This is a genomic window from Streptomyces sp. TBY4 (assembly GCF_024213195.1).
Lineage (GTDB): Bacteria > Actinomycetota > Actinomycetes > Streptomycetales > Streptomycetaceae > Streptomyces.
Window position 1 is genome coordinate 149,768 of record NZ_JANAVF010000001.1, and the last position, 24,089, is coordinate 173,856.

Consider the following 24,089-nt stretch of genomic DNA (forward strand, 5'->3'; position numbering starts at 1 on the left):
GGGCGGTCTTGCGGGGCGGGGCGGTCGGGCGGGGCCGGTCGGGAGAGCCGTCGGCCCGGGCTCAGGAGGCGTCGGCCTTGGTGAGCGGGTTGCCTTCCTCGTCGCGTTCGCGGCCCGGGGTGGGGAGGTCGAACTTGACGATCGCCCAGCGGAAGAGCACGTAGTAGATGGCGGCGAAGGCCAGGCCGATGGGTATGAGCATCCAGGGCTTGGTGGCGATGCCGTAGTTCACGATGTAGTCGATGGCGCCGGAGGAGAAGCCGAAGCCGTCGCGGATGCCGAGGGCGTAGCAGACGGCCATCGAGACGCCGAAGAGGAAGGCGTGGACCGCGTAGAGCAGCGGGGCCACGAACATGAAGGCGAACTCGATGGGCTCGGTCACGCCGGTGACGAAGGAGGTCAGGGCGACGGAGATCATCATGCCCTTGACCATGGTGCGGTTCTCGGGGCGGGCGGTGTGCGCCATGGCCATGGCGGCGGCCGGGAGCGCGAACATGTAGATCGGGAAGCCGCCGGTCATGAACTGGCCCGCGGTCGGGTCGCCGGCGAGGAACCGGGCGATGTCCCCGTGCACCTCGACGCCGGTGGTCGGGTTGACGAAGCTGCCGGCCTCGAACCACGGGAAGACCGAGAAGAAGTGGTGCATGCCGATCGGGATGAGGGCGCGGACGACGAGGCCGAAGAGGCCCGCCCCCCAGGCGCCGGTGCCCACGAGCCACTCGCCGAAGTGGAAGAACCACCCGCCGACGGTGGGCCAGACCACTCCGAATACCACTCCGATGCCGACGCCCGCGAAGGCGCTCAGGATGGGCACGAGCCGGCGTCCGCCGAAGAAGCCGAGCCACTCCGGCAGCTTCGTGCGGCTGAAGCGCTGGTAGAGGAGGGCCGCGGCCAGGCCCATCACGATGCCGCCGAGGACCTTGGCGTCGAGCGGCTCTCCGTCCACGCCCTTGGGGAAGGCGGGGCTGGCGAGCACGGCCTTGAAGACCAGGTAGCCGACCACCGCGGAGAGGGCGGTGGAGCCGTCGGCCTTCTTCGCGAAGCCGATGGCCACGCCGACCGCGAAGAGCAGCGGGAGGTTGGCGAAGATCGTGTCACCGGCGGCCGCCAGCACCATCGCGAACTTCTGGATGATCACCGGGAAGTTCTCGCGGCCCAGCAGGTCGTGGCCGCCGAGGCGGGTCAGCAGCGCGGCGGCCGGAAGGGTGGCCACGGGCAGCATCAGGCTGCGGCCGATGCGCTGCATGACCGGCATGATCCGGCCCGGCTTCTTTCCGGCGGCCGGTGTGACCGCGGCGGTGGCCGTACTCATCGTGGTGCTCCTCGTCGAGCGGGGGGTGGGGACGACTCGAAGGTAGCCAGTGGTTTTGGATTGGTCAACGGTGGTCTGCCGTGGTCTTTAAGAAAACATCAACATGAGGCCTTAGGTCCCGTGAACGCACGGCCGGAAGCCCGATCAAGTGGTAGCAAGTGGTATGGTCGCCCCCATGACCGACGACGCTGCCATCGCCGACGCCGCCCTCGCTGACGCCACCTCCTCGACCGCCCGCGCCGCGGACCCCCTGTGGGCCCAGGCGGCGGACCGGATCCGCGAGGAGATCGCCCGCCGCGGCCTGTCCGCGGGCAGCAAGCTGCCGCCCGAGCGCGAGCTGTGCACCCGGCTGGACGTCTCGCGCGTCACCCTGCGCCGCGCGCTCGCGCACCTCGTCGAACAGGGCCTGGTCACCGCGTCCCACGGACGCGGGTGGTTCGTCGCGGCACCCGTGGCCCCCGCGCCCGCCCGCGAGTGGCCCAAGGACCTGGAATCCTTCACCGCCACCGCGCGGCGCAAGCACATGCGCGCCAGCTCGGTGGTCCTGCGCCACGACACCGTCACCGCGTCCCTGGACGACGCCGACCGCCTCGACGTGCCCGCCGGCACCCCGCTCCTGCGCCTGGAGCGGGTCCGGCTGCTCAACGACGTCCGGATCGCCGTCGACCGGACCCTGGTCGTCGCCGAACTCGCGCCCGACCTCGCCCGCACCGACTTCCGCGAGACCTCCCTCTTCGAGGAACTGCGCCGCTGGGGCGTCGAACCGGACCGCGCCGAGGCGACCATCGAGGCGCGCAACGCCGACGGGGAGCTCGCCGGGCACCTGGGCATCGCCGAGGGCGCGCCCGTGCTCGTACTCGACCAGACGGTGTACACCAGGGACCAGCGGCCGCTGCTGCTGTCCACCGTGGAGTACAGCGGGGACCGCTACCGGCTGCGCACCACCCTGCAGACAGACTGACACCGCCCGTCCGGGGCCCGGTAGCCCCGTTCGTCACCCGTCCGGGAGTCCCGTTCGTCACCCTCCGGGCAGCCGAAAGCCCCGGCCCGGGCGGTCGTCCGCCCGTCCGGGGCCCGGCGGGTCCGTGCGGCGGCCGTGCGGCGGCCGCGGGCTGCGGTCAGATCCCCGCGAGGAACTCCAGCAGCGCCCGGTTGAAGGCCTCCGGCTGCTCCACGCCCGGCAGGTGCCCGGCCCGCTCCACCACGGCGAGCACCGAGTGCGGGACCAGCGCGTGCAGGGACTCGGCCTCGGCGACCGGGGTGTAGACGTCGTCCCGGCCGACCACGATCAGGCAGGGCACCCCGGCCGGCAGCGCCGCGAGCACCGGGGCGTAGTCGGGCCGCTCGGCCCGCCCGCGCAGGGCGGCGGCCGCGCCCTCGGGTTCGGTCGCGTACATCATCCCGGTGACCTTCGCCGCCGCCTCGGGCATGCCCGTCACGTTGTAGGGCGCGAGCATCTTGTCGATCACCTCGTCGGTATAGGGCTTCATTCCCTCCGCGAGGAGCCGCTCGGCGAGGTTCCGGCGGAAGGTTTTGCCCTCTTCCGTTTCCGGCGGGGCGGAAGTGTCGGAGAGGACGAGGGCCCGCACCCGGCCCGGGTGGCGCAGCCGCATCTCCATGGCGATCTGGCCGCCCATGGACACACCGCCGACGACCGCCTGTTCGACGCCCAGACGGTCGAGCAGGGCGGCCAGATCATCCGCGAAGTCCGCGAGCAGAGTCTTCCCGGGCAGCACCGGACTTTTCCCGTATCCCCGCAGGTCAGGGGTGATCACCCGGTAACCCGCCGTGGTCAGTGCGGCCGTCTGGGGGGCCCACATCGAGTGGCTGAACGGATGTCCGTGGATCAGGATTACGGGAGCTCCGCCGCGGGGACCCAAGTCCTCGAAAAAGAGTGTCACGCCATTGCCAATTTGGGGGTTCATGGAAGGACTCTAAGGGGCTACATTGAGCCACTCGCGTTCACCTGACAGCCCGTTGCCTTTCACCCGTGTTTTGCACTGGGGGCGACGTCAGGGACGCAGACTGTGCAACCACCCCACCGCCCAGAAGGACCGAAGGCTCCGTGCCCGTACCCGTACTCCTCGCCGGCCGCTCCGTGCGGCTTGAGCCCCTCGCCCCCCACCACACCGAGGCCTTGGCCCTGGCCGGGGCCGAGGATCGTACGACTTACGCCTTCACCCCCGTACCCCACGGGTTGCAGGCGTCACACGAGTACATCGACCGTGCCCTCGCCGATCAGGCGGCGGGTCGATCGCTCCCGTTCGCGGTGGTCAGAGCCACCGACGGTCGGGTGGTCGGTTCGACCCGGTTCCTGGAACTCGATTACTGGCAGGGGCCGCTGGTGTGGCCCGCCGTGCCGGGGGTCCCGTTCGGCGATCCGGCGACGGCGATCCCCGATGCCGCCGAGATCGGCAATACCTGGCTGTCCCCCGCGGCCCAGGGCACCGGCATCAACACCGAGGCGAAGCTCCTCATGCTCCGCCATGCCTTCGAGACCTGGGGCGTCCGGCGGATCTCGCTCCGTGCGGACGCCCGCAACGGACGCTCGCGCGCCGCGATGGAACGGCTCGGGTTCACCAGTGAAGGGGTCCGCCGGGCCCATTCGCGGGGCCTGGACGGCGCCGTGCGCAGTACGGCCTTCTACTCGATCCTCGACGAGGAGTGGCCGGCCGTGCGGTCCGTCATCGAGCTGCGGCTGTCGGCCGCGGCGCAGCGCAAGCGGCGCCGCAAGACGCTCATCCCGGCGTAACGGTCCTTCTCCGCGGAACCGCACGTCCCGCCCCCGCCCCCGCCTTCCCGGTCTCAGCCGAGGAAGGCCGGGGCGAGGGCCGCGGTCATCAGCCGGGCCGGGGCCCCGCCGCCGTCGGCGGGCAGGGAGTACAGGTCGGCGCCGAAGTCCCCGGGCAGCGAGTAGACGACGGTCCGGTCGTCGGCCCACACCACCTGGTCGTCGACGCTGCGCTCCTCGGCGAGCGGGGCCTCGGCCATCGTGGCGAGGTCCAGGACGTACAGCCGCCACGGCGCGTCCGGCGACAGGCCCGGCACCCGCTTCTTGAACACCAGCCGGGTCCCGTCGGGTGACAGGGACGGGCATTCCAGGTTCTCGCGCAGGGTGGTCACCGTGCGCGCCGCGAGGTCGCCGCGGACCAGGTGGGTGCGGCCGCCGGTGGCGAGCGTCGCGTAGAAGGTCCGCTCGTCGGCGGCGAAGGTGACCCCCCAGAAGTTCACGTCCGCGTTGCGGTAGGTCCTGCCGTCCTTGTGGATGGTGAAGTCCTCCAGCGAGGCGTCGTACGTCCCGCTGCGCAGGTCGAGCAGGGAGGTCCGCGTCGAGAAGTTCGTACCGGCGTAGGAATCCCCGCCCACGAAGACCGTCCAGGCGACCAGGTGGCCGCCGGGCGAGACCCGGGCCCGGGTCGGGATGCCGGCCAGCGGGCGGGCGGCGACCTCCTTCAGCCGGGCGTCGAGCACGACGGCCTTGTAGCTCTCCTGCACCCCGCCCTTGTCGGCCTGGAGGCAGATCCCGGTGCCGGCGGCCGCGTGGAAGCGCAGGCAGCTGACCCCGGAGGCGGTACGGGGTCCTTCGGGCGCGCCCGCCGCGGCGGTGGCGAGCTCGTCGCGGTGCGGCCCCCAGGCCATGCTCCGGAAGACGATCCGCCGGCCGCCGGCGTCCGGGTCGAGGGACACCTCGCCCCGGGTGACCCCCGGCCCGCCGGCCTGTACCCGCTCCTTCTCCCCGGCGCGCGCGGAGGCCCGTACGACGGCGAGCGCGCCGACGACGGCGAGCAGGACGACCGCGGAGACGAGGATCAGGATCCGGCGCTGCAGGGGCATGGGTGGGAGCCCTTTCGGAGGGGGCGGGGCTGCGCGGAGGTACCGTACCGAGCGGCCTGTGCACAGGCCAGGGCCGTGCCGGGCAACGTGCTCCCCTTCTGAACACCAAAAGACGTAAAAGTCGGGAACCCGTGAGCACGTACGCTCATCTTTCGATCGAAAGCAGTCCGACCCCGCCCCCACGGGGCAGCACCAGCCGGAGAGCCACCGCACATGTCGTACGCACCCGACGGGCAGCAGCCGTACCGCACCGAGGAGCCGCGCCGCCGGCCGTCCCGGGTCCGGCGGTGGGTGATCGCGGGTGCCTCCGTGCTCGCGCTCTCGGCCGTCGCCTCGCTCGTGATGAGCCACTACGAGATACCGCCCTTCACCGACAAGGGCGACTCGGTCTCCTTCGGCAAGCTGCCGTCCGGATCCACCGGGGGCGACACGGGCGGTACGGCCGCCACGCAGCCGGCGCACTCGAAGATGGCGATGCCCACCGGTCCGGCGGCCGACTTCAAGAACGCGATGACCCTGTCCGACGGCACGCACGTCGCCGTCACCACGATCACCGGCAAGAAGTCCGGGTTCAAGGGCAAGGTCTGGGTGTGGGCGCCCAAGGAGTACAACGACCCCAAGTTCGCCAAGAGCGGCTTCCCGGTCATGATCGCGCTGCCCGGCGGCGCCGGATACCCGAACAACTACTGGATGGGCACCGACATGGGCCTCCAGACCAGCATCAGCAAGTGGTACAGCGAGGGGAAGAGCAAGCCCTTCCTGCTGGCCATGCCGGTGCTGAATCCGGGCCCGGACGACAAGGGCATCTACTGGGACGCCTCCGACATCCCCGGCCAGCCCAAGATGGACACCTGGCTCACCGACGACGTCCCGGACCTGATGCGGGAGAACTTCCGCACGATCAAGTCCCGCGACGGCTGGGCCTACATGGGCTCCTCCACCGGCGGCTTCGCCAGCCTGAAGGCCGTGCTGAAGTACCCGGAGAAGTTCAAGGCCGCGATCTGCTCCGGCCCCGACATCGTCCCCGACTCCCCCCTGTGGAAGGGCCACGACAAGGAGAAGGCGGAGAACAACCCCGAGCTGCTCGCCAAGGCGCTGATCGACAAGAAGGGCAGCCCGGACGTCTACCTGGCCTTCCAGGTCGGCACCGACGAGAGCAACAAGAACACCCTGCCGAACGTGCAGAAGTTCGTCGCCACCTACGGCAAGGGGCCCGTCCACACCGAGCTGAAAATCATCCCGGGCGGCAAGCACAACGCCAAGACCTACGTGCCCAACATGGGCGAGGGGCCGATCCAGTTCATCAGCAAGGTCATGGAAGGACCCGTCGAGTAGCAGCCCCGCCGACCGGCACCGGCTGCGCGTCCGCAGGCTCCCGTCGCTCCGGCCCGCCGAACACCTTCGGCGGGCCGTCGCCGTTCCAGGGACTCCAGCCGGGATCCCCTTCGACGGCGAAGCGCACCCAGGCCGCGTGCATCTCCGCGGCCAGCTCCCGCGGGGTGTCCGGCCCGGCGAGCCAGGAGGCCTCGGGCACGTCCAGGGTGTCGAAGACGAAGCCCAGCTCCAGGGCGTGGCAGGACCCGAGGCCCGGAATCCCGGACGGCCAGGCGAACTCGTACACGAAGCCCGGGGCGCTCCGCCCGGCCGCGCCCGCCAGGGCCCGCAGCGGATCGCGCAGCAGCCGGTCGGTGAGCAGGTGGCCGAGGAGGTCGGCCGGTCCCGCGCCGGGCCGCTCGGCGCGCAGCGCCCGTACGGCGGCCCGGTCCTTGCCGGAGCGCGCCCGGCCCAGGGCCACGGTCAGCGCCCCCAGCCGGTCCAGCGTCCGCATCGCGCCGGTCGGGGCCAGCCAGAGCCGGTACTCCTCGGCGGTCCAGCCCAGCAGCAGCGGTACGTCGCCCCGCGCGGCCGCCGCTGCGAGCGGATCGGGCGGCAGCGTCCCGGGGTCGGCGACCAGTCCGAAGGCGGGGCCGCCGAGCAGGGGTGAGGAGCGGCGCAGTACGGCCGCCTGGGCGGCGAGCAGATCGGGCAGGGCAGTCCCGGCGAAGGCTCCGGCGGTGGCGGGGACCTTCAGCAGCGCGGCCATCCGTCGGACCATGGTGCGCACCCGGTCCCGGGGCAGCACCTCGGGGGCCCCGCTCTGCAGGACGGCCTGCCGGAACAGGCCCGCGGCGGCGGGTGCGGCGAGCAGGGCGCCGATGCTGATGGCTCCGGCGGACTCGCCGAAGACGGTGACCCGGCCGGGGTCGCCGCCGAAGGCCGCGATGTTGTCCCGCACCCAGGTCAGGGCGGCGATCTGGTCGAGCAGCCCGCGGTTGGCGGGGGCGTCGGGGAAGAGGCCGTATCCGAGGACGCCCAGGCGGTAGTTGACGGAGACGAGCACCACCCCGTCGCGGGCGAAGGCGGAGCCCTCGTAGACGGGCACGGCCGAGGAGCCGCGGGTGAGGGCGCCGCCGTGGATCCAGACCATGACCGGCAGCCGGGCCCCGGGGGCCGGGTCCGGGGTCCACACGTTGAGGTTGAGGCAGTCGTCCCCGGGGACCTCGGGGTCCGGCAGGAGCGCGGCGAACGCCGGGGGGTAGGGCACCTTGGGCGCGGTGGGGCCGTACGCACCCGCGTCCCGCACCCCGTCCCAGGCCTCGGGCGGCGCGGGCGCTGCGAACCGGCGGGCTCCGACGGGCGGGGCGGCGTAGGGGATGCCCCGGAAGACGGCGATGCCTCCCGGCCCGGTCCTGCCCTCGACCTCGCCGAAGGCGGTCCGGACCCGGGGACGGCCCTGGGTCCGGTCCTGGCCCCGGTCCGGGGTCCCGCTCGCCGCTGCGGCCATCACGTCCTCCTGGTGTCGGGGCTCCCGGGACCCCTGGTTCCGGTGTCCCGCAAGGCTAAGGCTGCGCCGTCGCACAGGCATGCGCGGGGTGACAGGGCGTGACCCCGCCCGGGGCGCACCGGGTTGGGCCGGGCATGCGATCCCACTCCCTCCCCCACACCCTCCACGGCCTGCGGAGCCTCGTCCGGGCCGGATCGGTCCCCGTCCTGCTGCTGGCCGTGACCGCCGCGGCCGGGGCGGCGGCCGGAGGCAGCGCGTACGCGGCCGACGGCCCGACCGCCGCCCTCGGGACCCCGACGGCCGTCGGGCCCGCCTTCCAGTACCTCGGCACGGACGACCGCCCGCACGGCATCGACTCCCCCAAGGGCTGCGTGGAGGCCCTGGGCGGCGGTGGGCGGGCGGTGACGAACAAGACCGGGAGCTCGGTGGCCCTGTACCGGGAGCCGGGCTGCGTGGGCGCCCCCGTGGCGGTGCTGGCGCCGGGCGCGGTCACGCCCGTGCGCCCGTACTTCTCCTCCGCCCGCTTCCGCCCCGCCCCGTAGGCGGTTCGAGATCACCGGCGGCCCAGCGACCGTGACCCTTGGGCGCTCGCCGCGTTGTATGCCATGTCAAACGCCGCAGCTTTGTTTTCCTGCGGCACCCCCATTCCTCTCTAGGAGATCTTGATGTCGCGTATCGCGAAGGCATTCGTCATCACCGCTGCCGCCGGTAGCGCCCTGGCCGCCGGCGCGGGTCTGGCGGCTGCCGATGCCGGAGCGCACGGTGCGGCGGTCGGCTCCCCCGGTGTCCTCTCGGGCAACCTGCTCCAGGTTCCGGTGCACGTCCCGGTCAACGTCTGCGGCAACACCGTCAACGTGATCGGCCTGCTGAACCCGGCGTTCGGCAACACCTGCGTCAACGCCTCCGGCGGCGGCGACCACCACACCGAGGGCAACTACGGCGGCTGATCGCCTGGTGACCCGAAGGGCCCCCGCCGGACGGCGGGGGCCCTTCCTCGTGCGCCGGCCTCCTCGCACGGAGGCCGCCGGGGCTCATTCGTAGCGGTAGAGGCCCTGGTGGCCGAGCATCTCGCGCGGGGTGACGTCCCACGGCGGCATCGGCTCGTCGAGGGCGATCACCCGGCCGCGCTGGAGGTCGCCGAGGGCGGGCGGGACGGCGGGCAGGTAGCCGGAGGCCGGGTGGCGCTGCTGCCAGCGGTCCCAGAGCAGGTCCACGAAGGCGTGGTGCAGCCAGAAGGCCGGATCGTTGGGGGCCGTGCCGCCGGTCATGTGGCCGCCGATCCACTGGTGCACCTTGTTGTGGTTGCGCCACCGCTCGCTCTTCGGGGCGGCCCAGCCCTCCAGCTTGTTGCGGAAGCCGCCGCGCCCGGCCGTCGAGTCCCAGGGCGAGCTGTCGTACAGCGGGTCGTCGAGCGCCCACTGGAGTTCGGCCGGGGTCGGCAGGCTGATCGGGTTCCGCGGCCGGCCGAGGTTCCGGGTGAGGAAGCGGGCCTCCGTGATGCCGACCGTGATCGTCCAGTTGCCCTTCTCGTAGGCGAACGGGCCGGTCATCACCTGGCGGTCGCTCTCGCGGCCGGTCCCGCCGAGGAAGTCCTCCGCCCACAGGGAGGAGACCGGACTGGTGTCGGTGGTCCAGTCCCAGTACGGGATGGTGACGCCGGGGTCCACCGTCTGCAGCTGGCGCTCGAACTCCAGCAGGTAGCGCCGGTGCCAGGGGAAGAAGGAGGGCGACATATGCCCGACGCGCAGTTTGCGGTCCCGGTCGGGGACGAAGTACTTGTCGTGGGTGCGGACGAACGCGTCGTAGGTCCCGTTGCGCTTGAGCTCGATCACGGCCGCCGTGAAGCGCTTCTTCTGCGCACTGGTCAGGTTCTTCTGGTTCTGCCGGGTGTACACGCCCTGCTACTCCTGTCGCCCGTGGTGCGCTGCGCCGAACGCCAGCTGGGTGGTGCCCAGTTCGTCGACGGCCGCGCGGGCGAGCTCCAGCGGGGTCGCGTAGGACTGGAAGTGGTTGATCCCGCTCAGGTACGTGCCGTCGGAGCGGCGCATCACGTGCAGGGCACGGCCGTCGATGCGGACGCTGCTCCCCGCCGCGTCGACGGCGATGTGCCGGCCCCGGTACGTCTCCTCGCCCGCCGGGGTCAGCGGGGCCGGCGTGAGCGTCTGCCGGGGACGGCGGGCGCGCAGGAGGGGGGCCAGCGCCGCGGCCGTGCCGGCGAACACGGCCGCGGTGAAGGCCGTACGGAGGACCGCGCGGCGGGTGAGTGGTGCGGCGGGTGCTGCGTACATACGGTCTCCCTCGCTCGGTGGCCGGTGGCTACGGGTCTAACGCGGCGCGGCGGGCGAGGTCACCGGGGAGCCCCCTACTGGACGGTGTGTTTGTAGTAGAGGGTGGTCGCCACGAGACGGCCGACCGGGTCGGTGGCGTAGTCGGGGATGGATCCGGCCTCGGTCCATCCGGCGGCGCGGTACAGCCGCTCGGCCGGACTGCCGCTCTCGGTGTCCAGGAACAGCAGCACCACCCCGGCGCGGGCCGCGGCGGCCTCGGCCTCGGCGAGGAGCGCGCGGCCGGTCCCGCGGCCGCGGGCCCCGGGGTGGACCATGAGCTTGCGCACCTCGGCGCGGTGGCGGCCGTTGGGCTTCGTCTCCCGGCTCCAGCTGACGGTGCCGTCGACCCGGCCGTCCGGCCCCCGGGACACCCACAGGGCGAGGGTGCCCTCCTCGACGGCGGGCAGCAGGGAGTCCCACCAGGCCGCGGCCTCCCGCTCGTCGAGGCCGGCGAGGAAGCCGATGGAGGAGCCGCCGCGCACGACGGCGAGGAGCAGGGCGGCGAGCTCGTCGCGGTGTGCGGTCAGGGCGGCGGAGTCGTCGATCCGGGTGAGGAAGGGGGTCATGCGCCGAGGATAGGGATCATGCACGGGTGCGCTGGAGGCGGGGCAGGTGCGGATCGCTCCGCCGACGGTGGGGGTCAGGCCGTGGTGCGCTGGAGGCGGGGCAGGTGCAGATCGCGGAAGACCGCGGTCATGCGCAGGGCGAAGACGAGGGCCGCCGACACGACGATGTTGGCGGTGTCCGGGACCCCGGCCCCGTGCAGGCCCAGGTAGCAGAGGGCCCCGGCGAGCGCGGCCGTCGCGTACACCTCTTCGCGCAGGAGCAGCGGCGGGAACTCCCCGCAGAGCACGTCGCGGACGACCTCGCCGGTGACGCCCGTCAGGACGGCCAGGATGAGCACGGCGACCGGGGTGACGTGCGCGTCGATGGCGGCGCGGGCGCCGATCACGGTGACGACCGCGAGGCCGACGGCGTCCACGACCATGAGCGCGCGGTGCGGCAGCTCGCGGCGGCGCAGGTACAGCATGGTCGCGACGGCGACGGACCCGATGAGGACGAGCAGCAGCCAGTCCCGGGTCCAGTAGAGCGGGTGCCGGCCGAGGATGAGGTCGCGCAGGGTGCCGCCGGAGATGCTGGCCGCGAAGGCGAGGACGAGTCCGCCGAAGGGGTCCATGTTGGCGCGGTGCGCGGCGAGGACGCCGGAGGCGGCGAAGGCGGCGATGCCGAGGAGGTAGAGGGCGTGCAGCATGGCGCCTCCTTCGAGGGACGGAGCGGGGGTCCCGTAGAGGCTGCCGGATCCGCCCGGTCCCCCGCATCGGCCGTTCGGCCGGAACGGCGGCGCCGCCTCCCGCCCGCCCTTCAGGACCCGGCGCCCAGGTGGTCGCGCTGGATGCGGTGGGCGAGGGTGCGGCGTACGGAGGGCGGGGTGTCCGTGGTGGATCCCGAAGGGAGGTCGAGGCCGCGGCTGATCGTGTCGTACGCCTCCTGGTAGGCGGGGGGCAGTTCCTCGCGGTGCAGCCGCAGGTCCTCCTCGACGAGGCGCCGCAGTTCGTCCACGTCCCGGGGCGTGAACCGCTTCTTCCCCCGGGCGATGGCATCGACGTGCCGGGCACAGCGCGCGGTGTCCGGGTGCGCCCGGGCGATCTCCTCGGCCAGGCCCCACAGCCGTCCTTCGAGCCAGGGCGCGTCGCTCTGGTCGAGGGAGAGTCCGATCGGCGCCGGAGGCTCCTCCGCCTTGTACTTCGCCACCTGCTTGGACACGGCGGGCTGGCTCATGTCGGTGAGCCGGGCGATCTTGTCCTGCGTCCAGCCGAGGCCCGCGAACACCTTGATCATCTCGGTGCGCAGCTTCCGCATCTCCTCGCCGGCGCGGATGACCTCGTTCATCTCCGCGAGCATCCGCCCGGCCTGCTCCTCGGTCAGCGACTCGGGGATCCCGAGTCCGCCCTCTCCGCCTGCTCCACCTGTCATAGCTCGGTTATACACCGAGGTCGTGGCGCGGCGACAGTCATTCATAACCGGGTTGTACAACCAGGTTATGAATGGCAGGCTGCACCCATGCCCACCTTCTGCGCACCCGATGGAACCCGGCTCGCCTACCGCACGATCGGCGACGGAGCCGGCGACCCCGTCATCTGCATCCCCGGAGGCCCTGCGGACTCCCGCTACCTCGGCGACCTCGGCGGCCTGTCCCGGCACCGCCGGCTGATCCTCCCCGACCTGCGCGGCACCGGCCGGTCCGCGGTTCCCGAGGACACCGCCTCCTACCGCTGCGACCGGCTCGTCGACGACGTGGAGGCGCTGCGCGAACACCTCGGGCTCGCCCGGACGGACCTGCTCGGCCACTCCGCCGGGGCGAACATCGCGATGGGGTACGCGGCCCGGTACCCCCGCGCCCTCGGCAGGCTCGCCCTGATCGGCCCCGGCACCCGGGCCGTCGGGATCGACGTCAGCGGGGACACGCGGCTCGAACTGGCCCGGCTCCGCGCGCGGGAGCCGTGGTTCCCGGCGGCGTTCGCCGCCCTGGAGGCCGTCTGCGCGGGCACCGGCGGCGACTGGGACGCCATCGCCCCCTTCTTCTGCGGCCGCTGGGACGACGCGGCCCGCGAGCACCACGCCGCCGGCCGGCCCGCCAACCCGGAGGCCGTGGCCCGCTTCGGCGCCGACGGCGCCTTCACCCCGGAGGCCACCCGGGCGGCGCTCGCCTCCTTCGGGGCACCCGTCCTGCTGCTCACCGGGGAGTTCGACCTGAACAGCCCCCCTCGCTCGACGGCCGAGCTCGCGGGGCTGTTCCCCGACGCCACCCTCGCGGTGCAGCCCGGAGCGGGCCATTACCCCTGGATCGACGATGCCGGGCGGTTCACGGAAACCGTCTCGGCGTTCCTGGGGCAATGACCTCCGACGCCACCTCCTACGGCGCCGGGAGTTCAGCGAAGTCCGCGACCAGGCCCCGGTGGTGGCCGGCCGTGCCCAGCGCCAGGGAGTCCGCCTTGGCCCGCTTGAGGTACAGGTGGGCCGGGTGTTCCCAGGTCATGCCGATGCCTCCGTGGAGCTGTACGCACTCCTCGGCGGCCCGGACCGCCACGCCCGAGCAGTAGGCCTGGGCCACCGCCACCGTGAGCGGCGCGTCGGCGGCTCCGGTCGCGAGGGCGTCGGCCGCGGCGCGGGCAGCCGCGCGGGCGGAGGCCACGTCGAGCCACAGCCGCGCGAGGCGGTGCTTGAGGGCCTGGAAGGAGCCGAGGGGGCGGTTGAACTGGTGGCGGGTGCGCAGGTGCGCCACCGTCTCCGTCAGGCACCACTCGGCGATCCCGAGCTGTTCCGAAGCGAGCAGCCCCGCCCCCGAGAGCAGGGCGCCGGCGATGGCCGCGCGGGCGGTGGCCGGGTCGGCGAGCAGGGTTCCGGCGGCTCCGTCGAGGGTGACCCGGGCCAGCGGGCGGGTCAGGTCCAGCGCCACGAGCGGGGTCCGCGAGACCCCCGGCGCCCCGGCCGGGACGGCGTACAGCCCGGTGTCGGCGAGCACCAGCAGCACGTCCGCGCCGACGGCGTCGGCGACCGGGCCGGCGCTCCCGCCGAGCGAGCCCGCGCCGGAGTCCCGGAACGGCGCCGGGAAGGGCGCCCCCGGGGCCAGCGTCAGGGGCAGGGCGGGCACGCAGACGCGGCGGCCCGCCGCGAGTTCCCGCAGGAGGTCGGCGGACTCCGCGCTTTCGCAGCCGAGCAGGATCTCCGTGGCCAGGACCGCGCTCGTCAGGTACGGGACCGGCGCCGCGGCCCGGCCGAGCTCCTCCAGGACCACGGCCGCCTCCCGGTGGCCCGCCCCCTGCCCGCCCAGCTTCTCCGGTACGAGGAGTCCCGCCGCGCCGATGCCGGCGGCGAGCACCCGCCACAGTTCGGGGTCGTGGGGGCGGTCCCCCTCGATCCGGGCGAGGACGGCCGCTGAATCGCAGCGGGCTGCGAGCAGGGACCGTACCGCCGTGCGGAGTTCCTCCTCGGTCTCGGAGTACAGCAGGTCCAGCGGCGCTGCGGCGGGAGAGCTCATCGGGCCAGGTCCTTCCAGGCGAGGTCCTTGTCGTCGCGCGGCTCGGCGGGCAGGCCGAGGACGCGTTCGGCGACGATGTTGAGGAGGATTTCGCTGGTGCCGCCCTCGATGCTGTTGCCCTTGGCGCGCAGGTAGCGGTAGCCGGCGTCGCGGCCGGTGAAGTCGACGATCTCGGGGCGGCGCAGGGTCCAGTCCTCGTACAGCAGGCCTTCATCGCCGAGGAGTTCCACCTCCAGTCCGCTGATCTCCTGGTTGAGGCGGGCGAAGGTCAGCTTCATCCCCGAGCCCTCGGGGCCGGGCTGGCCCTGGGCGAGCTGCTGGCGCAGCCGTTCCCCGGTCAGCCGGGCCACCTCGGCCTCGACCCACAGTTCCAGCAGCCGCTGGTGGAGGTCGTGCGTGCGCAGCTCCGGGCGCTCGCGCCAGGCGGCGGCGACCTTGGCGATCATTCCGCCCTCGCGCGGGATCCGCATGCCGCCGATGGAGACGCGTTCGTTCATCAGGGTGGTGCGGGCCACGGCCCAGCCCTGGCCCACCTCGCCGAGGCGGTGGGAGTCGGGGATCCGGACACCGGTCAGGAAGACCTCGTTGAACTCCGCCTCGCCGGTGATCTGGCGCAGCGGGCGCACCTCGACGCCGGGGGCGGTCATATTGCACAGGAAGTAGGTGATGCCCTGGTGCTTGGGCAGCGCCGGGTCGGTGCGGGCGATCAGGATGGCCCAGCGGGCGGTGTGGGCGCTGGAGGTCCACACCTTCTGGCCGTCCACCACCCAGTCCCCGCCGTCCGCGGGCTCGTGGACCGCGCGGGTTCCGAGGGCGGCCAGGTCGGAGCCGGCGCCCGGCTCGCTGAAGAGCTGGCACCAGACTTCCTCGCCGAGCCACAGCGGGCGCAGGAAGCGCCGCTTCTGCTCCTCGGTGCCGTACGCGAGGATCGTGGGCGCGGCCATCCCGAGGCCGATGCCGATCCGGCGGGGGTCGTTGTCGGGGGCTCCCGCCGCCTCCAGTTCGGCGTCCACCACGGCCTGCAGGGAGCGGGGCGCGCCAAGGCCGCCGAGCCCTTCGGGGTAGTGGACCCAGGCCAGTCCGGCGTCGAAGCGGGCCCGCAGGAACTCGTCCGGGGCGGTGGTGGCGGGCGGGTGCGCGGCGAGCAGTTCCCTCGTACGGGCACGCAGGCCGCCGGCGTCGGGGGTGGTGGCGGCTGTCATCGGGAGCCCCCCTCGGGAGTGCCGGGCCGTGCGGTGTCCAGGGCCTCCAGTGCCGGTACGACGACCAGCCGGCCGGTGGTGGTCCCGTCGGCCAGGCGCTGCACGGCGTCCGCGGCTCCGGCGAGCGGTACCCGCTCGCTGACCAGCGGTTTGATGGAGCCGTCGGCGGCGAGCCGGGTGAGCTCGGCGTGGCAGGCGGCGATCGCGGCCGGGTCCTTGGCCGCGTAGAGGCCCCAGTGCAGGCCGAGGACGGCGTAGTTCTTGACGAGGGCGTGGTTCAGCGCGGGGGCGGGGATGGTGCCGCTCGCGAAGCCGACCACGACGATCCGGCCCTCGAAGGCCACGCACTTGGCGGAGGCGGTGTAGGCCTCGCCGCCGACCGGGTCGTAGACCACGTCGGCCCCGCGTCCGCCGGTGAACTCCTTGACGCGGGCAACCAGTTCCTCGCTGGTGCGGTCGATGACGAGATCGCAGCCGAGCTCCTCGGCGACACGCGCCTTGGCCTTGCCGCCGACGACCCCGATGACGGTGGCCCCGGCGGCCTTGCCGAGCTGGACGGCGGCGCTGCCGACCCCGCCGGCGGCGGCGTGCACGAGGAGGGTCTCCCCGGCCCGGATCCCGGCCCGGCGGTGCAGGCCGAACCAGCCGGTCTGGTAGCCGATGTGCAGGGCGGCCGCCTCGGCGTCGTCGAGGGTGTCGGGGGCGGGGAGCAGGGCGCGCGCGGGGGCGGTGACGTACTCGGCGAAACCGCCGTGCGGCAGGCTCGGGTTGGCGATGACGCGGCGGCCGTCGTCGGTCTCGCCGCAGATCTCGACGCCGGGGGTGAAGGGGAGCGGCGGGCGGATCTGGTACTGGCCGCGCACGAGCAGCGCGTCGGGGAAGTTGACGTTGGCGGCGAGCACCCTGAGCCTCACCTCGCCCTCGCCGGGGACCGGTTCGGGAACCTCTTCGAGGCGCATGGCCTCGCGGGGCTCGCCGGGGGTATGTACTCGCCATGCCTGCATCCGGGGCCTCCAGCCGCCGACGGGAACCACGCCTCGCGGGGCATACTAAGCGGTCGCTTGCGCTGCTGTGAACCGGTGGGGACCCAGCAAACGCGCCCCGTGCCCCGATTCGTGGCGCCGTTTCGCGACGACCGTGTTCCGGCCATGGCGCTCTGAGCGTCCGCACGCTATCGATGGCCGCATGGAAAACCCGCCGCGCGGTCTGCCCGCGCCCCCGCCGCTCGGTTCCGCCGCCCTGCCGCCCGGCACGTTCACCGGCCGGGCGGTGCTCGTGACCGGCGGCGGGACCGGGCTGGGCAAGGCCATCGCCACCGAGTTCGCCCGGCTCGGAGCGGATCTGGTGATCGCGGGCCGCCGGATCGAGCAGCTGAAGTCGGCCCAGGAGGAGCTGGCGGCCGTCCCCGGCGCGGGCCGGGTGACGGCCGCCGTCTGCGACATCCGCGACCCCGAGCGGGTCGCCGAGGTCTTCGACGCCGCCGGGGCGGCCCTGGGCGGGGTCCCGGACGTGCTCGTCAACAACGCGGCCGCCAACTTCCCTTGTCCGGCCGAGGACTTGTCCCCCAATGCCTGGCGGGCGGTGGTCGACATCACCCTGACCGGCACCTGGTTCGTGACCCGGGAGTTCGGCCGCCGCCACCTCGCCGCGGGCAGCGCCGGGTCCATCGTGAACATCGGCGCCTCGTACGCCTGGACCGGCGGACCGGGCTACGCGCACAGCGCCGCCGCCAAGGCGGGGGTGAAGAACCTCGTCGAGACCCTCGCCGTCGAGTGGGGCCCGTACGGCATCCAGATCAACGGCCTGGTCCCGGGACTCTTCCCGCACGCGGACATGACCGAGGACATCCGGGGCGGCCTGGAGCGGGCCGCCCCGGACGACAAGGCGACCCGGCAGCCCGCCCTGCGGGTCGGCGCTCCGCGCGAACTCGGCTGGGCCGCCACCTTCCTGGCCTCGCCCTACGCCCGGTTCATCACCGGCCACACCCTGGTGGTGGACGGGGCGAACTGGCAGCGCCGCTCGCTGGTCAACCCCGAAGTGGTAACGGTGCGCGACCAGTTGGGCCGGGGGCCGTTCAGCCCCTGACCCGGCGCCGGGAGATGCCGGCTTCCGGGCCCGGCCCGTTACGTCATTTCGTCACGACACGCCAGCGTGCGGTCGTGTGGCACATTGGCCCAGTCCACAGCCCCCGTCCACCCCCTTGGAGGTCTTGCGGTGAGCACGGCAAGCACGGGCCGCCCTTCGTTGACGGCACGACGCAGGGAGGCCACCTGGTACGAGATCGCGGAGGCGGCTGCCGACCTGTTCTCCGAGCGGGGGTTCGAGGCCACGACGGTCGACGACATCGCGCGGGCGGCCGGCATCTCGCTGCGCACCTTCTACCGGTACTGCCCGACGAAGGAGGACGCGCTGACCCCGGTCCTGACCGCCGGCGTCTCCACCCTGGTCGAGGAACTCGCCCTGCGCCCCGCGTCGGAACCCCTCACGGAAGCGGTCCAGGCCGCCTTCGTCACCGCCACGGCGGGCACCCGGTACGAGGGGCCGGGGCAGACGGCCCGGCTGATCCAGGTGATGGGTGGCGTCCCGGAGATCCGCATGCGCTGGCTCTCGGCCGCGCGGGCGATGCAGGACCGTCTGGTGCCGGTGCTCTCGGTCCGCACGGGGCGTCCCGAATCGGCCCTGGAGACCCGGGTCCTGGCGGCCGTCCTCATCGACGCGGTCACCGTCGCCCTGGAACACTGGGCCGCCGAGGGCGGGCACGAACCCCTGCCCGCGGTCTCGGCGCGCGCGCTGGCCCTGCTGCGCCTGGAGGAGTAACGGTGCGGCGCACCCTGGGCCGGAGGGGCCCGGGGGCCGGCGGCGCCAGGGCGGGGGCCCGGTTGTCAGTGGTCCGGGGCACCATGGAGCGCATGTCCCACGCTGATCTGACCCTTGACCGGTGGCGCGCGTTCACGCTGCCGGACGTCCACCGGTTCGCCCGGGAAGCCGCCGGCCTGGCGGGCGCCCGGGTGAGCCTGATCGATGCCGTCCCGCACCTCGGCGGCCCTCTCCACCGCGTGTTCGTCGAGCGGGACGGACGGGAGTTCGCCCTGATACCCGGGGGAAGCATCCGGCTCGGGTTCGATCTGGACGCCTGGGAACCGACGCCGGAGCAGACCGCCGACTTCGAGCGGAGCCTGGCCGAGGAGTACGGCTACGGCCCCGACCTGAAGTCCCACCTCGCCGAGTTGCTGAGCCCTCCCCGGACCGTCACCCTCCCGACCGTGTTCATGGCCGTGGAGGACGAGCCGCTCGAGGAGCCCCCCGCCGACATGCCCGCGGTGCTGGCCGGGAGCGGACTGCGGATGCCGGGCTCCGACGAGTGGGAGCACGCCTGCGGGGCCGGGGCCCGCACCCTCTTCCGGTGGGGCGACACCTGCCCGATCGGCGAACCCTCCTACGGCAGTGGCACGTTCGCCCCGCGGTGCGAGCCCAACGCCTTCGGCCTGCGCATCGCCTACGACTCCTACTCCGCGGAGCTGAGCGGAGATCGCGGCGGCGTCCACGGCGGAGACGGCGGCGAGTCCGTGTGCGGCGGGTACGGGGACCTGTGGGCCTGGCTGACTCTGGCCACGGCGAACCGCAACCCGCCGATGGCCGAGTTCCTGTACGGACCGGAGGGCGAGTCCGCCTGGGAGGCCTTCTCCGTCCGGCCGGTGCTCAGCCTCCGGTGAAGTGCGGGGGACGGCGCTGCGCCTTGGCGGTGTAGCCCTCGCGGGAGTCCTCCGAGGTGAGGGTGAGGGCCGCCGTCATCGCCACCCGGTCGAGGGCCGCGGGCAGGGCGGCGTCCGCGTAGGAGTCGATCGCGCGCTTGATGCCCTGGACGGCGAGCGGGGCGTTGGCCGCGATCTCCGCCGCGAGGGCGCGGGCGGTCTTCTCCAACTCCGCGGTCGGTACGACCAGTTGGAGGAGGTTGAGCCGCTCCGCCGTGCCGGCGTCGATGCGGCGGCCGGTCAGGGAGAGCAGTTTGGCCCAGCCGGCGCCGGCCTCGCGGGCGATGCGCAGATCGCCGCCCGCGTCCACCGCGACGCCCAACTGGGCCTCGGGCAGGGCGAAGACGGCGTCCTCGGCCGCCACCCGGATGTCCGCCATCAGGGCCAGCTCGAAGCCGAAGCCCAGGCAGTAGCCCTGCACCGCCGCCACGACCGGCTGCGGCAGCCGGGACAGGACCGCGAAGCGTTCGTGGACCCAGCGGATGCCCTCGTAGTAGTTGCGGTTGCGCTCCGCCGCCGAGTCACCGGTGATCGCGCCGCCCGGGGCCGTCACGTCGATGCCCGCGCAGAACGCCCGCCCCTCGGCCCGCAGCAGGACCACCCGTACCGCCGGGTCGAAGCGGATCCGGTCCGCGAGCAGTCCCAGCTGCCGCGTGGACTCCCAGCTCCAGCCGTTGAGCTTCTCCGGCCGGCAGAGGGTGAGTTCGGCGATCCCGTCCGCGACGTGCAGACGGATCCGCTCCTCACCCTCCGCGATCTCCCTGCTGATGGTGTCGATCACGCGGACACCATAGGTGGCCCCGCCTAACGCGGGAAGACCTCGAACGCCACCGCCGGACGGCCCCCGAAGCGGGCGGCCGCCTGCTGGGCGTTGCCCGTCAGGAAGTTCCGTACGTACGTCTCCGGGTCCTCGTCCGTCAGGGCGGCGATGTACGCCTTGTGTTCCATCAGGGACTTCACCGAACGCTCCAGACCCGGGCCGGCGTCGGCCGCGTGGGTGGGCGTCGTGGTGCCGGACACCGCCACCCAGCGCACCCCGTTCCACGGCTCCAGGCCCTGTTCCGTGAGGAGTTCGGGGAAGATCCAGCGGTTGCCGGCGTCGGCCGCCGCGTCCAGGGTGGCCCGGCCGACCGCCTTGTGGTCGGGGGTGTTCCAGAAGCCGCCGCCCTCGGCCCCGCCCCACGTGTCGCGGTGGTTCATCGTGATCACCAGCTCGGGGCGGTGGCGCCGGATGGCGGCCGCGATGTCCCGGCGCAGGTCCAGGCTGTACTCGACGACCCCGTCGCGGTGGTCGAGGAACTCCACCGTGGGCACGCCGACGACGGCCGCGCTCGCGCGCTGCTCCGCCTCGCGCAGCGGGGCGCACGCGGCGGGGTCGATGGTGTCGATGCCGGCCTCGCCGCGCGTGGCGAGCAGGTAGACGACCTCGCGGCCGCCGTCCGTCCAGTCCGCGATGGCCGCCGCGCAGCCGTACTCCAGGTCATCCGGGTGTGCCACCACGGCCAGGGCGCGCTGCCAGTCGGTGGGCATGGGCTCCAAGGGGGCTGGCCCGTCGAGTCGTTCGTTCATACGTCGCACAATAGGCGAATGGACGCATGGGGGCAGGTGGTGGCCCTGCTCGACGCCACCGGGTCGTTCTTCGAGCCCGCGCAGACGGCCTTCCCGGGGGCGGGCGCCGCCGCCTGGGCGGAGGCCGCCCGGCTGGATCCGGGGGCGGCCGGGCCGGACGGCTCCTGGCGGCTGGACTTCCGGTGCTTCGCCGTGTCCCGGCCGGGCGGCCGCTGGGTGCTGGTCGACGCGGGGGTCGGCCCGGCCGGGGGCCCGGCGGCCGGCTGGGCCCCGGTCCCGGGCCGGCTGCCCGCCGCGCTCGGGGAGGCCGGGATCGATCCGGCCGACGTGGAGGCGGTGGTCCTGACCCACCTTCACGAGGACCACACCGGCTGGACCCGGGACGCGGCCGGCCGGCCCTTCTTCCCCGAGGCGCGGTACCTCGTACAGAGCGCGGAAGTGGCGGCCCTGGACCGGGCGGATCCTGTGTGGGACTGGACGGTGGCCCCGCTGCGGGCCACCGGACAGCTCCAGGAGGTCGCCGGGGAGCACCGGCTCGCTCCCGGCATCACCCTGCTGCCGACGCCCGGGCACACGCCCGGCCACCAGTCGGTGCTGGTGGCCGGGGCGGCCGGGCCCGGCGGCGGGAAGCGGGGCCGGGACGTGCTGGTCACCGGTGACGTGCTGGTCCACGCGGTGCAGCTGGCCGATCCGGCGGTCCCGTACTCCCACGAGCGCGACCGGTCCGCCGCCCGTGCCTCGCGGGAGGAGCTGCTGGCACTGGCGGTGCGCCGCCGCGCCCTGCTGGCCACCGCGCACCTGACCCGGGCCTTCGTGGAGCCGCCCGATCCGGGTCGTTGAGACCGGGCGGTCCTTCGGGTCAGACCTCGTCGCGTACGAGCGCCAGCAGCCGGTCCAGGACGCGCGGGCCGCCGGCGCGGACCCCGTCGTGCTCGAACTCGTCCGTCACCCAGGTCTTCAGGCCGCGGATCGCCCGCGCGGTGGCCAGGGAGTGCGCGGTGTCCACGTACATGTCGTCGTGGTAGACGGCCGCGGCCACCGGCACCTCGTTGACGGCGAGCCGCTCCCGGTCGTACAGCGGGGTCCAGCCGGTCCGGGCCATCAGCAGCCGGGCGGTCTCGCGCAGCGGGGCGAGCGCCGGGTCGCAGTCGAAGTGCCAGGGGTGGATGGTCTCCCCGGTGAAGTACAGCGGCTCCTCGCCCGCGAGGGTCTTCGCGGCGTCGAACCGCGGGTGGCCGGCGCGGACCTGCTCGGCGGCCCAGCCGATGGGCGCGCCCGGGTCCTGGGCGTAGATCGCCTCGTGGAGCAGGGCGTAGAGGGGGTGCCCGGCGAAGGAGAGCTGGGCGTGGACGCCCTCCAGGAAGGCATCGGAGAGGGCGGGCCCGGCCGGGGTGGGGACGAAGGCGTCCTCCAGCAGGTAGTGCAGCTGGTGGCTTCCGTCGGAGCCGCCGAGGAGCAGTCCGAGGGACTGGAAGGCCTCGGCGGTCAGCAGGTAGCCGCCGGGCAGTTCGGCCGGGCGCTCGACGAGGTGGGCGGCGACGCGGCGGGCGCGCTCCACGTCCATGGGGTAGCGGTCGTAGTGCGCCCGGTTCTTGCGCTCGACGCGGGGGTACGCGGCCTCGTACACCTCGGTGGCGGTGGCGTCGAGGGAGGGCAGTCCGCCGGTGATGAGGGCGGCGGTCAGCCCCTCGGGGGCGGCGCCCAGGTAGTGGGTGACGCAGAAGCCGCCGAAGCTCTGGCCGAGGACGGTCCAGGGCGCGCCGCCGGTGAGGAGTGGGCGGATGGTCTCGGCGTCTCGCACGATGGAGTCGGCGCGGAAGTGGGCGAGGTACTCGGCCTGCTGCGCGGGACCGCCGCGCAGCGGCAGGGTCTGCCGGTTGGCCGGGGTGGAGCGGCCGGTCCCGCGCTGGTCCAGGAGGAGCACCCGGAACTCGGTCAGGGCCCGCTCCAGCCAGGCCTGCCGGCCGGTGAACCGGCGTGCGCCGAAGCCGGGTCCGCCCTCCAGGTAGAGCAGCCAGGGCAGGGACTCCGGGTCCTTGCCGGTGGCGACCAGTTCGCGGGCGTACAGCTCGATCTGCTCGCCGTCGGGGCGGGCGTGGTCGAGCGGGACGGTGAAGTGGTGGTCGGTGAGGACGACGCCGGGCTGGCGGTAGCTGCCGGCGGCGGACTCGTGGGGCACGGGGTTCACGGGAGGTCCCTGGGGTCGGCGCGGTGCGGTGTGTGCGCGGCAGCCGTCCCGGGGCCGGTGGGTGATGACGAACCGGAACGACGGGCCCGCCCGAGCTTACGCGAGGCCCCCGCGCCACCAGTAACGGCCGACGACGAGCTCCTCGAGGGAGCGGAGCCGGTCCGCGGCCATGCCCTCGTGGGCCCCGGGGTGTTCCAGTGCGTACCGGAGGTCGGCCGCGAGGTGGGACGCCTCGCGCACCTCGCAACCCGCCCGGAGGGCTTCCGGAGGGGTCCCCGTCGCACGGGCGATGACGTCGAGGACGGTCTCCGCGTGCGGGCCGCTGAAGCGGGCCAGGAAGAACCAGTCGTCGAGCGGCTCCCCGAACCGGGCCCATTCGAAGTCCAGCAGGGCCGTCACGCTCCGGCCGCGCGCGAGCCAGTTGTCCCAGTGGCAGTCCGCGTGGACCGGGACGTCCGTACGGGCGTGCGGGGGCGCGTGCTCCGCGATCGTCCGCAGACCGTCGAGCAGGCGGGGAGGGACGGTTCCGTTCCGGTCGGCTGCGGCGAGGCCCTCGACGTCGGCGAGGAGCGCGGCCCGGCCCGTGAACCCGCCGTGGTCCGGGACCTCCCTCAGGGTCCGGTCGGCGGGTCCGGCGGGCACCCACCGGTGCAGGCGACCGAGCCGCTCGACCGCCTCCTCCGCCAGGGCGCGCGCGGTCGCGGCGTCCACGCCGGGCATGCCCATCCCGGGAGCCGTCCCCGGCACGCGGGCGTAGCAGGCGTAGCGGACCTCGCCCGTCTCCAGCCGGTGGACCCCGCTGTCGAGCAGCGGGGCCGTGAGACCGGCGGGCAGGTGGGGCGCGAGCGCCGTCTCCCGGTCCAGCCGTGTGTGCGAAGCGGAATCGATGAGCTTCACGACGGCGTCCGCGCCGACGTACACCTGGTGGGAGCTGCTCTCGACGGCGGCCATCGGGCCGGGGTCGCGGCCCAGGGCCGCCGCCGCCATCGCGCGAGCGGCATCGTGAACGGCAGCGTGGGCCCGGCTCAGATCGGCGGTCATT

26 protein-coding genes are annotated in these 24,089 nt (G+C 73.7%); 10 read left to right on the forward strand and 16 right to left on the reverse strand.

All coding sequences use genetic code 11. The annotated features are described in order from the left end of the window. Positions 1-61 precede the first annotated feature (61 nt). Positions 62-1,312 (reverse strand): PTS transporter subunit EIIC, encoded by a 1,251-nt coding sequence (locus NLX94_RS00650; RefSeq protein ID WP_254380531.1) that lies wholly within the window; start codon positions 1,310-1,312, stop codon positions 62-64. 175 nt (positions 1,313-1,487) lie between these two features. On the opposite strand from NLX94_RS00650, the gene NLX94_RS00655 reads away from it, so the two are divergent. Continuing rightward, complete coding sequence (locus NLX94_RS00655; RefSeq protein WP_254380532.1) at positions 1,488-2,273, forward strand: GntR family transcriptional regulator; 786 nt, start codon at positions 1,488-1,490, stop codon at positions 2,271-2,273. A 157-nt stretch (positions 2,274-2,430) separates the two neighbouring features. On the opposite strand, the gene NLX94_RS00660 is transcribed toward NLX94_RS00655, so the two are convergent. Further along, positions 2,431-3,237, reverse strand: a complete 807-nt coding sequence (locus NLX94_RS00660) for an alpha/beta fold hydrolase (RefSeq protein ID WP_254380533.1) — start codon at positions 3,235-3,237, stop codon at positions 2,431-2,433. A 140-nt stretch (positions 3,238-3,377) separates the two neighbouring features. On the opposite strand from NLX94_RS00660, the gene NLX94_RS00665 reads away from it, so the two are divergent. Further along, positions 3,378-4,064, forward strand: a complete 687-nt coding sequence (locus NLX94_RS00665; protein ID WP_254380534.1) for a GNAT family N-acetyltransferase — start codon at positions 3,378-3,380, stop codon at positions 4,062-4,064. Positions 4,065-4,117: 53 nt separating this feature from the next. Here the strand turns inward: NLX94_RS00665 and NLX94_RS00670 are convergent, their stop codons facing one another. Further along, a complete protein-coding gene (locus NLX94_RS00670; protein ID WP_254380535.1) occupies positions 4,118-5,146 on the reverse strand; it encodes a hypothetical protein in 1,029 nt (342 codons plus the stop codon). Between the two features lie 213 nt (positions 5,147-5,359). Here NLX94_RS00670 and NLX94_RS00675 point away from each other — a divergent pair, with 213 nt between their 5' ends. After that, the gene (locus tag NLX94_RS00675) at positions 5,360-6,481 is read left to right on the forward strand and encodes an esterase family protein (protein ID WP_254380536.1); all 1,122 of its coding nucleotides are present in this window, start codon (positions 5,360-5,362) and stop codon (positions 6,479-6,481) included. Here NLX94_RS00675 and NLX94_RS00680 read toward each other — a convergent pair. Continuing rightward, positions 6,459-7,970, reverse strand: a complete 1,512-nt coding sequence (locus tag NLX94_RS00680) for a carboxylesterase/lipase family protein (RefSeq protein WP_254380537.1) — start codon at positions 7,968-7,970, stop codon at positions 6,459-6,461. The genes NLX94_RS00675 and NLX94_RS00680 overlap by 23 nt on opposite strands. 134 nt (positions 7,971-8,104) lie before the next feature. On the opposite strand from NLX94_RS00680, the gene NLX94_RS00685 reads away from it, so the two are divergent. Both NLX94_RS00685 and NLX94_RS00690 read left to right on the forward strand, forming a co-directional pair. Then, positions 8,105-8,512, forward strand: coding sequence for a hypothetical protein (locus NLX94_RS00685; protein ID WP_254380538.1), 408 nt, complete (start codon positions 8,105-8,107; stop codon positions 8,510-8,512). Between the two features lie 123 nt (positions 8,513-8,635). Further along, positions 8,636-8,917, forward strand: a complete 282-nt coding sequence (locus NLX94_RS00690; protein WP_254380539.1) for a chaplin — start codon at positions 8,636-8,638, stop codon at positions 8,915-8,917. 84 nt (positions 8,918-9,001) lie between these two features. Here the strand turns inward: NLX94_RS00690 and NLX94_RS00695 are convergent, their stop codons facing one another. From NLX94_RS00695 to NLX94_RS00715, 5 genes are all read right to left on the reverse strand, one after another. Continuing rightward, complete coding sequence (locus tag NLX94_RS00695; RefSeq protein ID WP_254380540.1) at positions 9,002-9,865, reverse strand: tyrosinase family protein; 864 nt, start codon at positions 9,863-9,865, stop codon at positions 9,002-9,004. A gap of 6 nt (positions 9,866-9,871) precedes the next feature. After that, positions 9,872-10,258, reverse strand: coding sequence for a tyrosinase cofactor (locus NLX94_RS00700; RefSeq protein WP_254380541.1), 387 nt, complete (start codon positions 10,256-10,258; stop codon positions 9,872-9,874). Between the two features lie 74 nt (positions 10,259-10,332). Further along, positions 10,333-10,863, reverse strand: a complete 531-nt coding sequence (locus NLX94_RS00705) for a GNAT family N-acetyltransferase (protein ID WP_254380542.1) — start codon at positions 10,861-10,863, stop codon at positions 10,333-10,335. Positions 10,864-10,937: 74 nt separating this feature from the next. Continuing rightward, on the reverse strand, positions 10,938-11,549 hold the full coding sequence (locus tag NLX94_RS00710; RefSeq protein ID WP_254380543.1) for a trimeric intracellular cation channel family protein: 612 nt from the start codon (positions 11,547-11,549) through the stop codon (positions 10,938-10,940). A 110-nt stretch (positions 11,550-11,659) separates the two neighbouring features. Then, entirely contained in the window at positions 11,660-12,271 is a 612-nt protein-coding gene (locus tag NLX94_RS00715) for a sigma-70 family RNA polymerase sigma factor (protein ID WP_254380544.1), read from the reverse strand. An 87-nt stretch (positions 12,272-12,358) separates the two neighbouring features. On the opposite strand from NLX94_RS00715, the gene NLX94_RS00720 reads away from it, so the two are divergent. Further along, on the forward strand, positions 12,359-13,195 hold the full coding sequence (locus tag NLX94_RS00720) for an alpha/beta fold hydrolase (RefSeq protein WP_254380545.1): 837 nt from the start codon (positions 12,359-12,361) through the stop codon (positions 13,193-13,195). A gap of 16 nt (positions 13,196-13,211) precedes the next feature. Here the strand turns inward: NLX94_RS00720 and NLX94_RS00725 are convergent, their stop codons facing one another. Genes NLX94_RS00725 through NLX94_RS00735 form a run of 3 tightly spaced genes read right to left on the reverse strand, consistent with a single transcriptional unit; the run spans position 13,212 to position 16,542 of the window. Then, positions 13,212-14,336, reverse strand: a complete 1,125-nt coding sequence (locus NLX94_RS00725) for an acyl-CoA dehydrogenase family protein (protein WP_254380546.1) — start codon at positions 14,334-14,336, stop codon at positions 13,212-13,214. After that, positions 14,333-15,538 carry an acyl-CoA dehydrogenase family protein gene (locus NLX94_RS00730; RefSeq protein WP_254380547.1) on the reverse strand — a complete coding sequence of 402 codons (1,206 nt, stop codon included), beginning with the start codon at positions 15,536-15,538 and terminating at the stop codon, positions 14,333-14,335. The genes NLX94_RS00725 and NLX94_RS00730 overlap by 4 nt, the downstream gene beginning before the upstream one ends. After that, the gene (locus tag NLX94_RS00735) at positions 15,535-16,542 is read right to left on the reverse strand and encodes an NADPH:quinone oxidoreductase family protein (RefSeq protein WP_254380548.1); all 1,008 of its coding nucleotides are present in this window, start codon (positions 16,540-16,542) and stop codon (positions 15,535-15,537) included. The genes NLX94_RS00730 and NLX94_RS00735 overlap by 4 nt, the downstream gene beginning before the upstream one ends. A 181-nt stretch (positions 16,543-16,723) precedes the next feature. Between NLX94_RS00735 and NLX94_RS00740 the strand changes: the two genes are divergently transcribed. The 3 genes from NLX94_RS00740 to NLX94_RS00750 all read left to right on the forward strand — a co-directional run bounded on the left by NLX94_RS00740 (position 16,724) and on the right by NLX94_RS00750 (position 19,251). Next, complete coding sequence (locus tag NLX94_RS00740) at positions 16,724-17,623, forward strand: SDR family oxidoreductase (RefSeq protein WP_254380549.1); 900 nt, start codon at positions 16,724-16,726, stop codon at positions 17,621-17,623. A 129-nt stretch (positions 17,624-17,752) separates the two neighbouring features. Next, positions 17,753-18,355 carry a TetR family transcriptional regulator gene (locus NLX94_RS00745; protein ID WP_254380550.1) on the forward strand — a complete coding sequence of 201 codons (603 nt, stop codon included), beginning with the start codon at positions 17,753-17,755 and terminating at the stop codon, positions 18,353-18,355. 92 nt (positions 18,356-18,447) lie between these two features. Next, entirely contained in the window at positions 18,448-19,251 is an 804-nt protein-coding gene (locus NLX94_RS00750) for a hypothetical protein (protein WP_254380551.1), read from the forward strand. On the opposite strand, the gene NLX94_RS00755 is transcribed toward NLX94_RS00750, so the two are convergent. Both NLX94_RS00755 and NLX94_RS00760 read right to left on the reverse strand, forming a co-directional pair. Further along, positions 19,238-20,071: an enoyl-CoA hydratase/isomerase family protein gene (locus NLX94_RS00755; RefSeq protein ID WP_254380552.1), complete on the reverse strand. Its 834-nt coding sequence runs from the start codon at positions 20,069-20,071 to the stop codon at positions 19,238-19,240. The two genes, NLX94_RS00750 and NLX94_RS00755, sit on opposite strands and share 14 nt — an antisense overlap. Before the next feature lie 23 nt (positions 20,072-20,094). Further along, positions 20,095-20,859, reverse strand: a complete 765-nt coding sequence (locus NLX94_RS00760) for a PIG-L deacetylase family protein (RefSeq protein ID WP_254380553.1) — start codon at positions 20,857-20,859, stop codon at positions 20,095-20,097. Positions 20,860-20,877: 18 nt separating this feature from the next. Between NLX94_RS00760 and NLX94_RS00765 the strand changes: the two genes are divergently transcribed. Next, the gene (locus tag NLX94_RS00765) at positions 20,878-21,699 is read left to right on the forward strand and encodes an MBL fold metallo-hydrolase (protein WP_254380554.1); all 822 of its coding nucleotides are present in this window, start codon (positions 20,878-20,880) and stop codon (positions 21,697-21,699) included. Positions 21,700-21,718: 19 nt separating this feature from the next. Here NLX94_RS00765 and NLX94_RS00770 read toward each other — a convergent pair whose 3' ends face one another. Together NLX94_RS00770 and NLX94_RS00775 are read right to left on the reverse strand one after the other, a co-directional pair. Further along, complete coding sequence (locus NLX94_RS00770) at positions 21,719-23,047, reverse strand: alpha/beta fold hydrolase (RefSeq protein ID WP_254380555.1); 1,329 nt, start codon at positions 23,045-23,047, stop codon at positions 21,719-21,721. 96 nt (positions 23,048-23,143) lie between these two features. Next, positions 23,144-24,088 carry a phosphotransferase gene (locus tag NLX94_RS00775; RefSeq protein WP_254380556.1) on the reverse strand — a complete coding sequence of 315 codons (945 nt, stop codon included), beginning with the start codon at positions 24,086-24,088 and terminating at the stop codon, positions 23,144-23,146. Between the last annotated feature and the right edge of the window lies 1 nt (position 24,089).

What these genes read in the sequence shown, in the direction of transcription:
- NLX94_RS00710 (WP_254380543.1), bottom strand. Translation starts at nt 11,549, where the DNA reads ATGCTGCACGCCCTCTACCTCCTCGGCATCGCCGCCTTCGCCGCCTCC.
- NLX94_RS00675 (WP_254380536.1), top strand. Translation starts at nt 5,360, where the DNA reads ATGTCGTACGCACCCGACGGGCAGCAGCCGTACCGCACCGAGGAGCCG.
- NLX94_RS00680 (WP_254380537.1), bottom strand. Translation starts at nt 7,970, where the DNA reads ATGGCCGCAGCGGCGAGCGGGACCCCGGACCGGGGCCAGGACCGGACC.
- NLX94_RS00715 (WP_254380544.1), bottom strand. Translation starts at nt 12,271, where the DNA reads ATGACAGGTGGAGCAGGCGGAGAGGGCGGACTCGGGATCCCCGAGTCG.
- NLX94_RS00735 (WP_254380548.1), bottom strand. Translation starts at nt 16,542, where the DNA reads ATGCAGGCATGGCGAGTACATACCCCCGGCGAGCCCCGCGAGGCCATG.
- NLX94_RS00660 (WP_254380533.1), bottom strand. Translation starts at nt 3,237, where the DNA reads ATGAACCCCCAAATTGGCAATGGCGTGACACTCTTTTTCGAGGACTTG.
- NLX94_RS00730 (WP_254380547.1), bottom strand. Translation starts at nt 15,538, where the DNA reads ATGACAGCCGCCACCACCCCCGACGCCGGCGGCCTGCGTGCCCGTACG.
- NLX94_RS00760 (WP_254380553.1), bottom strand. Translation starts at nt 20,859, where the DNA reads ATGAACGAACGACTCGACGGGCCAGCCCCCTTGGAGCCCATGCCCACC.
- NLX94_RS00720 (WP_254380545.1), top strand. Translation starts at nt 12,359, where the DNA reads ATGCCCACCTTCTGCGCACCCGATGGAACCCGGCTCGCCTACCGCACG.
- NLX94_RS00670 (WP_254380535.1), bottom strand. Translation starts at nt 5,146, where the DNA reads ATGCCCCTGCAGCGCCGGATCCTGATCCTCGTCTCCGCGGTCGTCCTG.
- NLX94_RS00700 (WP_254380541.1), bottom strand. Translation starts at nt 10,258, where the DNA reads ATGTACGCAGCACCCGCCGCACCACTCACCCGCCGCGCGGTCCTCCGT.
- NLX94_RS00655 (WP_254380532.1), top strand. Translation starts at nt 1,488, where the DNA reads ATGACCGACGACGCTGCCATCGCCGACGCCGCCCTCGCTGACGCCACC.
- NLX94_RS00705 (WP_254380542.1), bottom strand. Translation starts at nt 10,863, where the DNA reads ATGACCCCCTTCCTCACCCGGATCGACGACTCCGCCGCCCTGACCGCA.
- NLX94_RS00685 (WP_254380538.1), top strand. Translation starts at nt 8,105, where the DNA reads ATGCGATCCCACTCCCTCCCCCACACCCTCCACGGCCTGCGGAGCCTC.
- NLX94_RS00725 (WP_254380546.1), bottom strand. Translation starts at nt 14,336, where the DNA reads ATGAGCTCTCCCGCCGCAGCGCCGCTGGACCTGCTGTACTCCGAGACC.
- NLX94_RS00650 (WP_254380531.1), bottom strand. Translation starts at nt 1,312, where the DNA reads ATGAGTACGGCCACCGCCGCGGTCACACCGGCCGCCGGAAAGAAGCCG.
- NLX94_RS00765 (WP_254380554.1), top strand. Translation starts at nt 20,878, where the DNA reads ATGGACGCATGGGGGCAGGTGGTGGCCCTGCTCGACGCCACCGGGTCG.
- NLX94_RS00750 (WP_254380551.1), top strand. Translation starts at nt 18,448, where the DNA reads ATGTCCCACGCTGATCTGACCCTTGACCGGTGGCGCGCGTTCACGCTG.
- NLX94_RS00740 (WP_254380549.1), top strand. Translation starts at nt 16,724, where the DNA reads ATGGAAAACCCGCCGCGCGGTCTGCCCGCGCCCCCGCCGCTCGGTTCC.
- NLX94_RS00690 (WP_254380539.1), top strand. Translation starts at nt 8,636, where the DNA reads ATGTCGCGTATCGCGAAGGCATTCGTCATCACCGCTGCCGCCGGTAGC.
- NLX94_RS00775 (WP_254380556.1), bottom strand. Translation starts at nt 24,088, where the DNA reads ATGACCGCCGATCTGAGCCGGGCCCACGCTGCCGTTCACGATGCCGCT.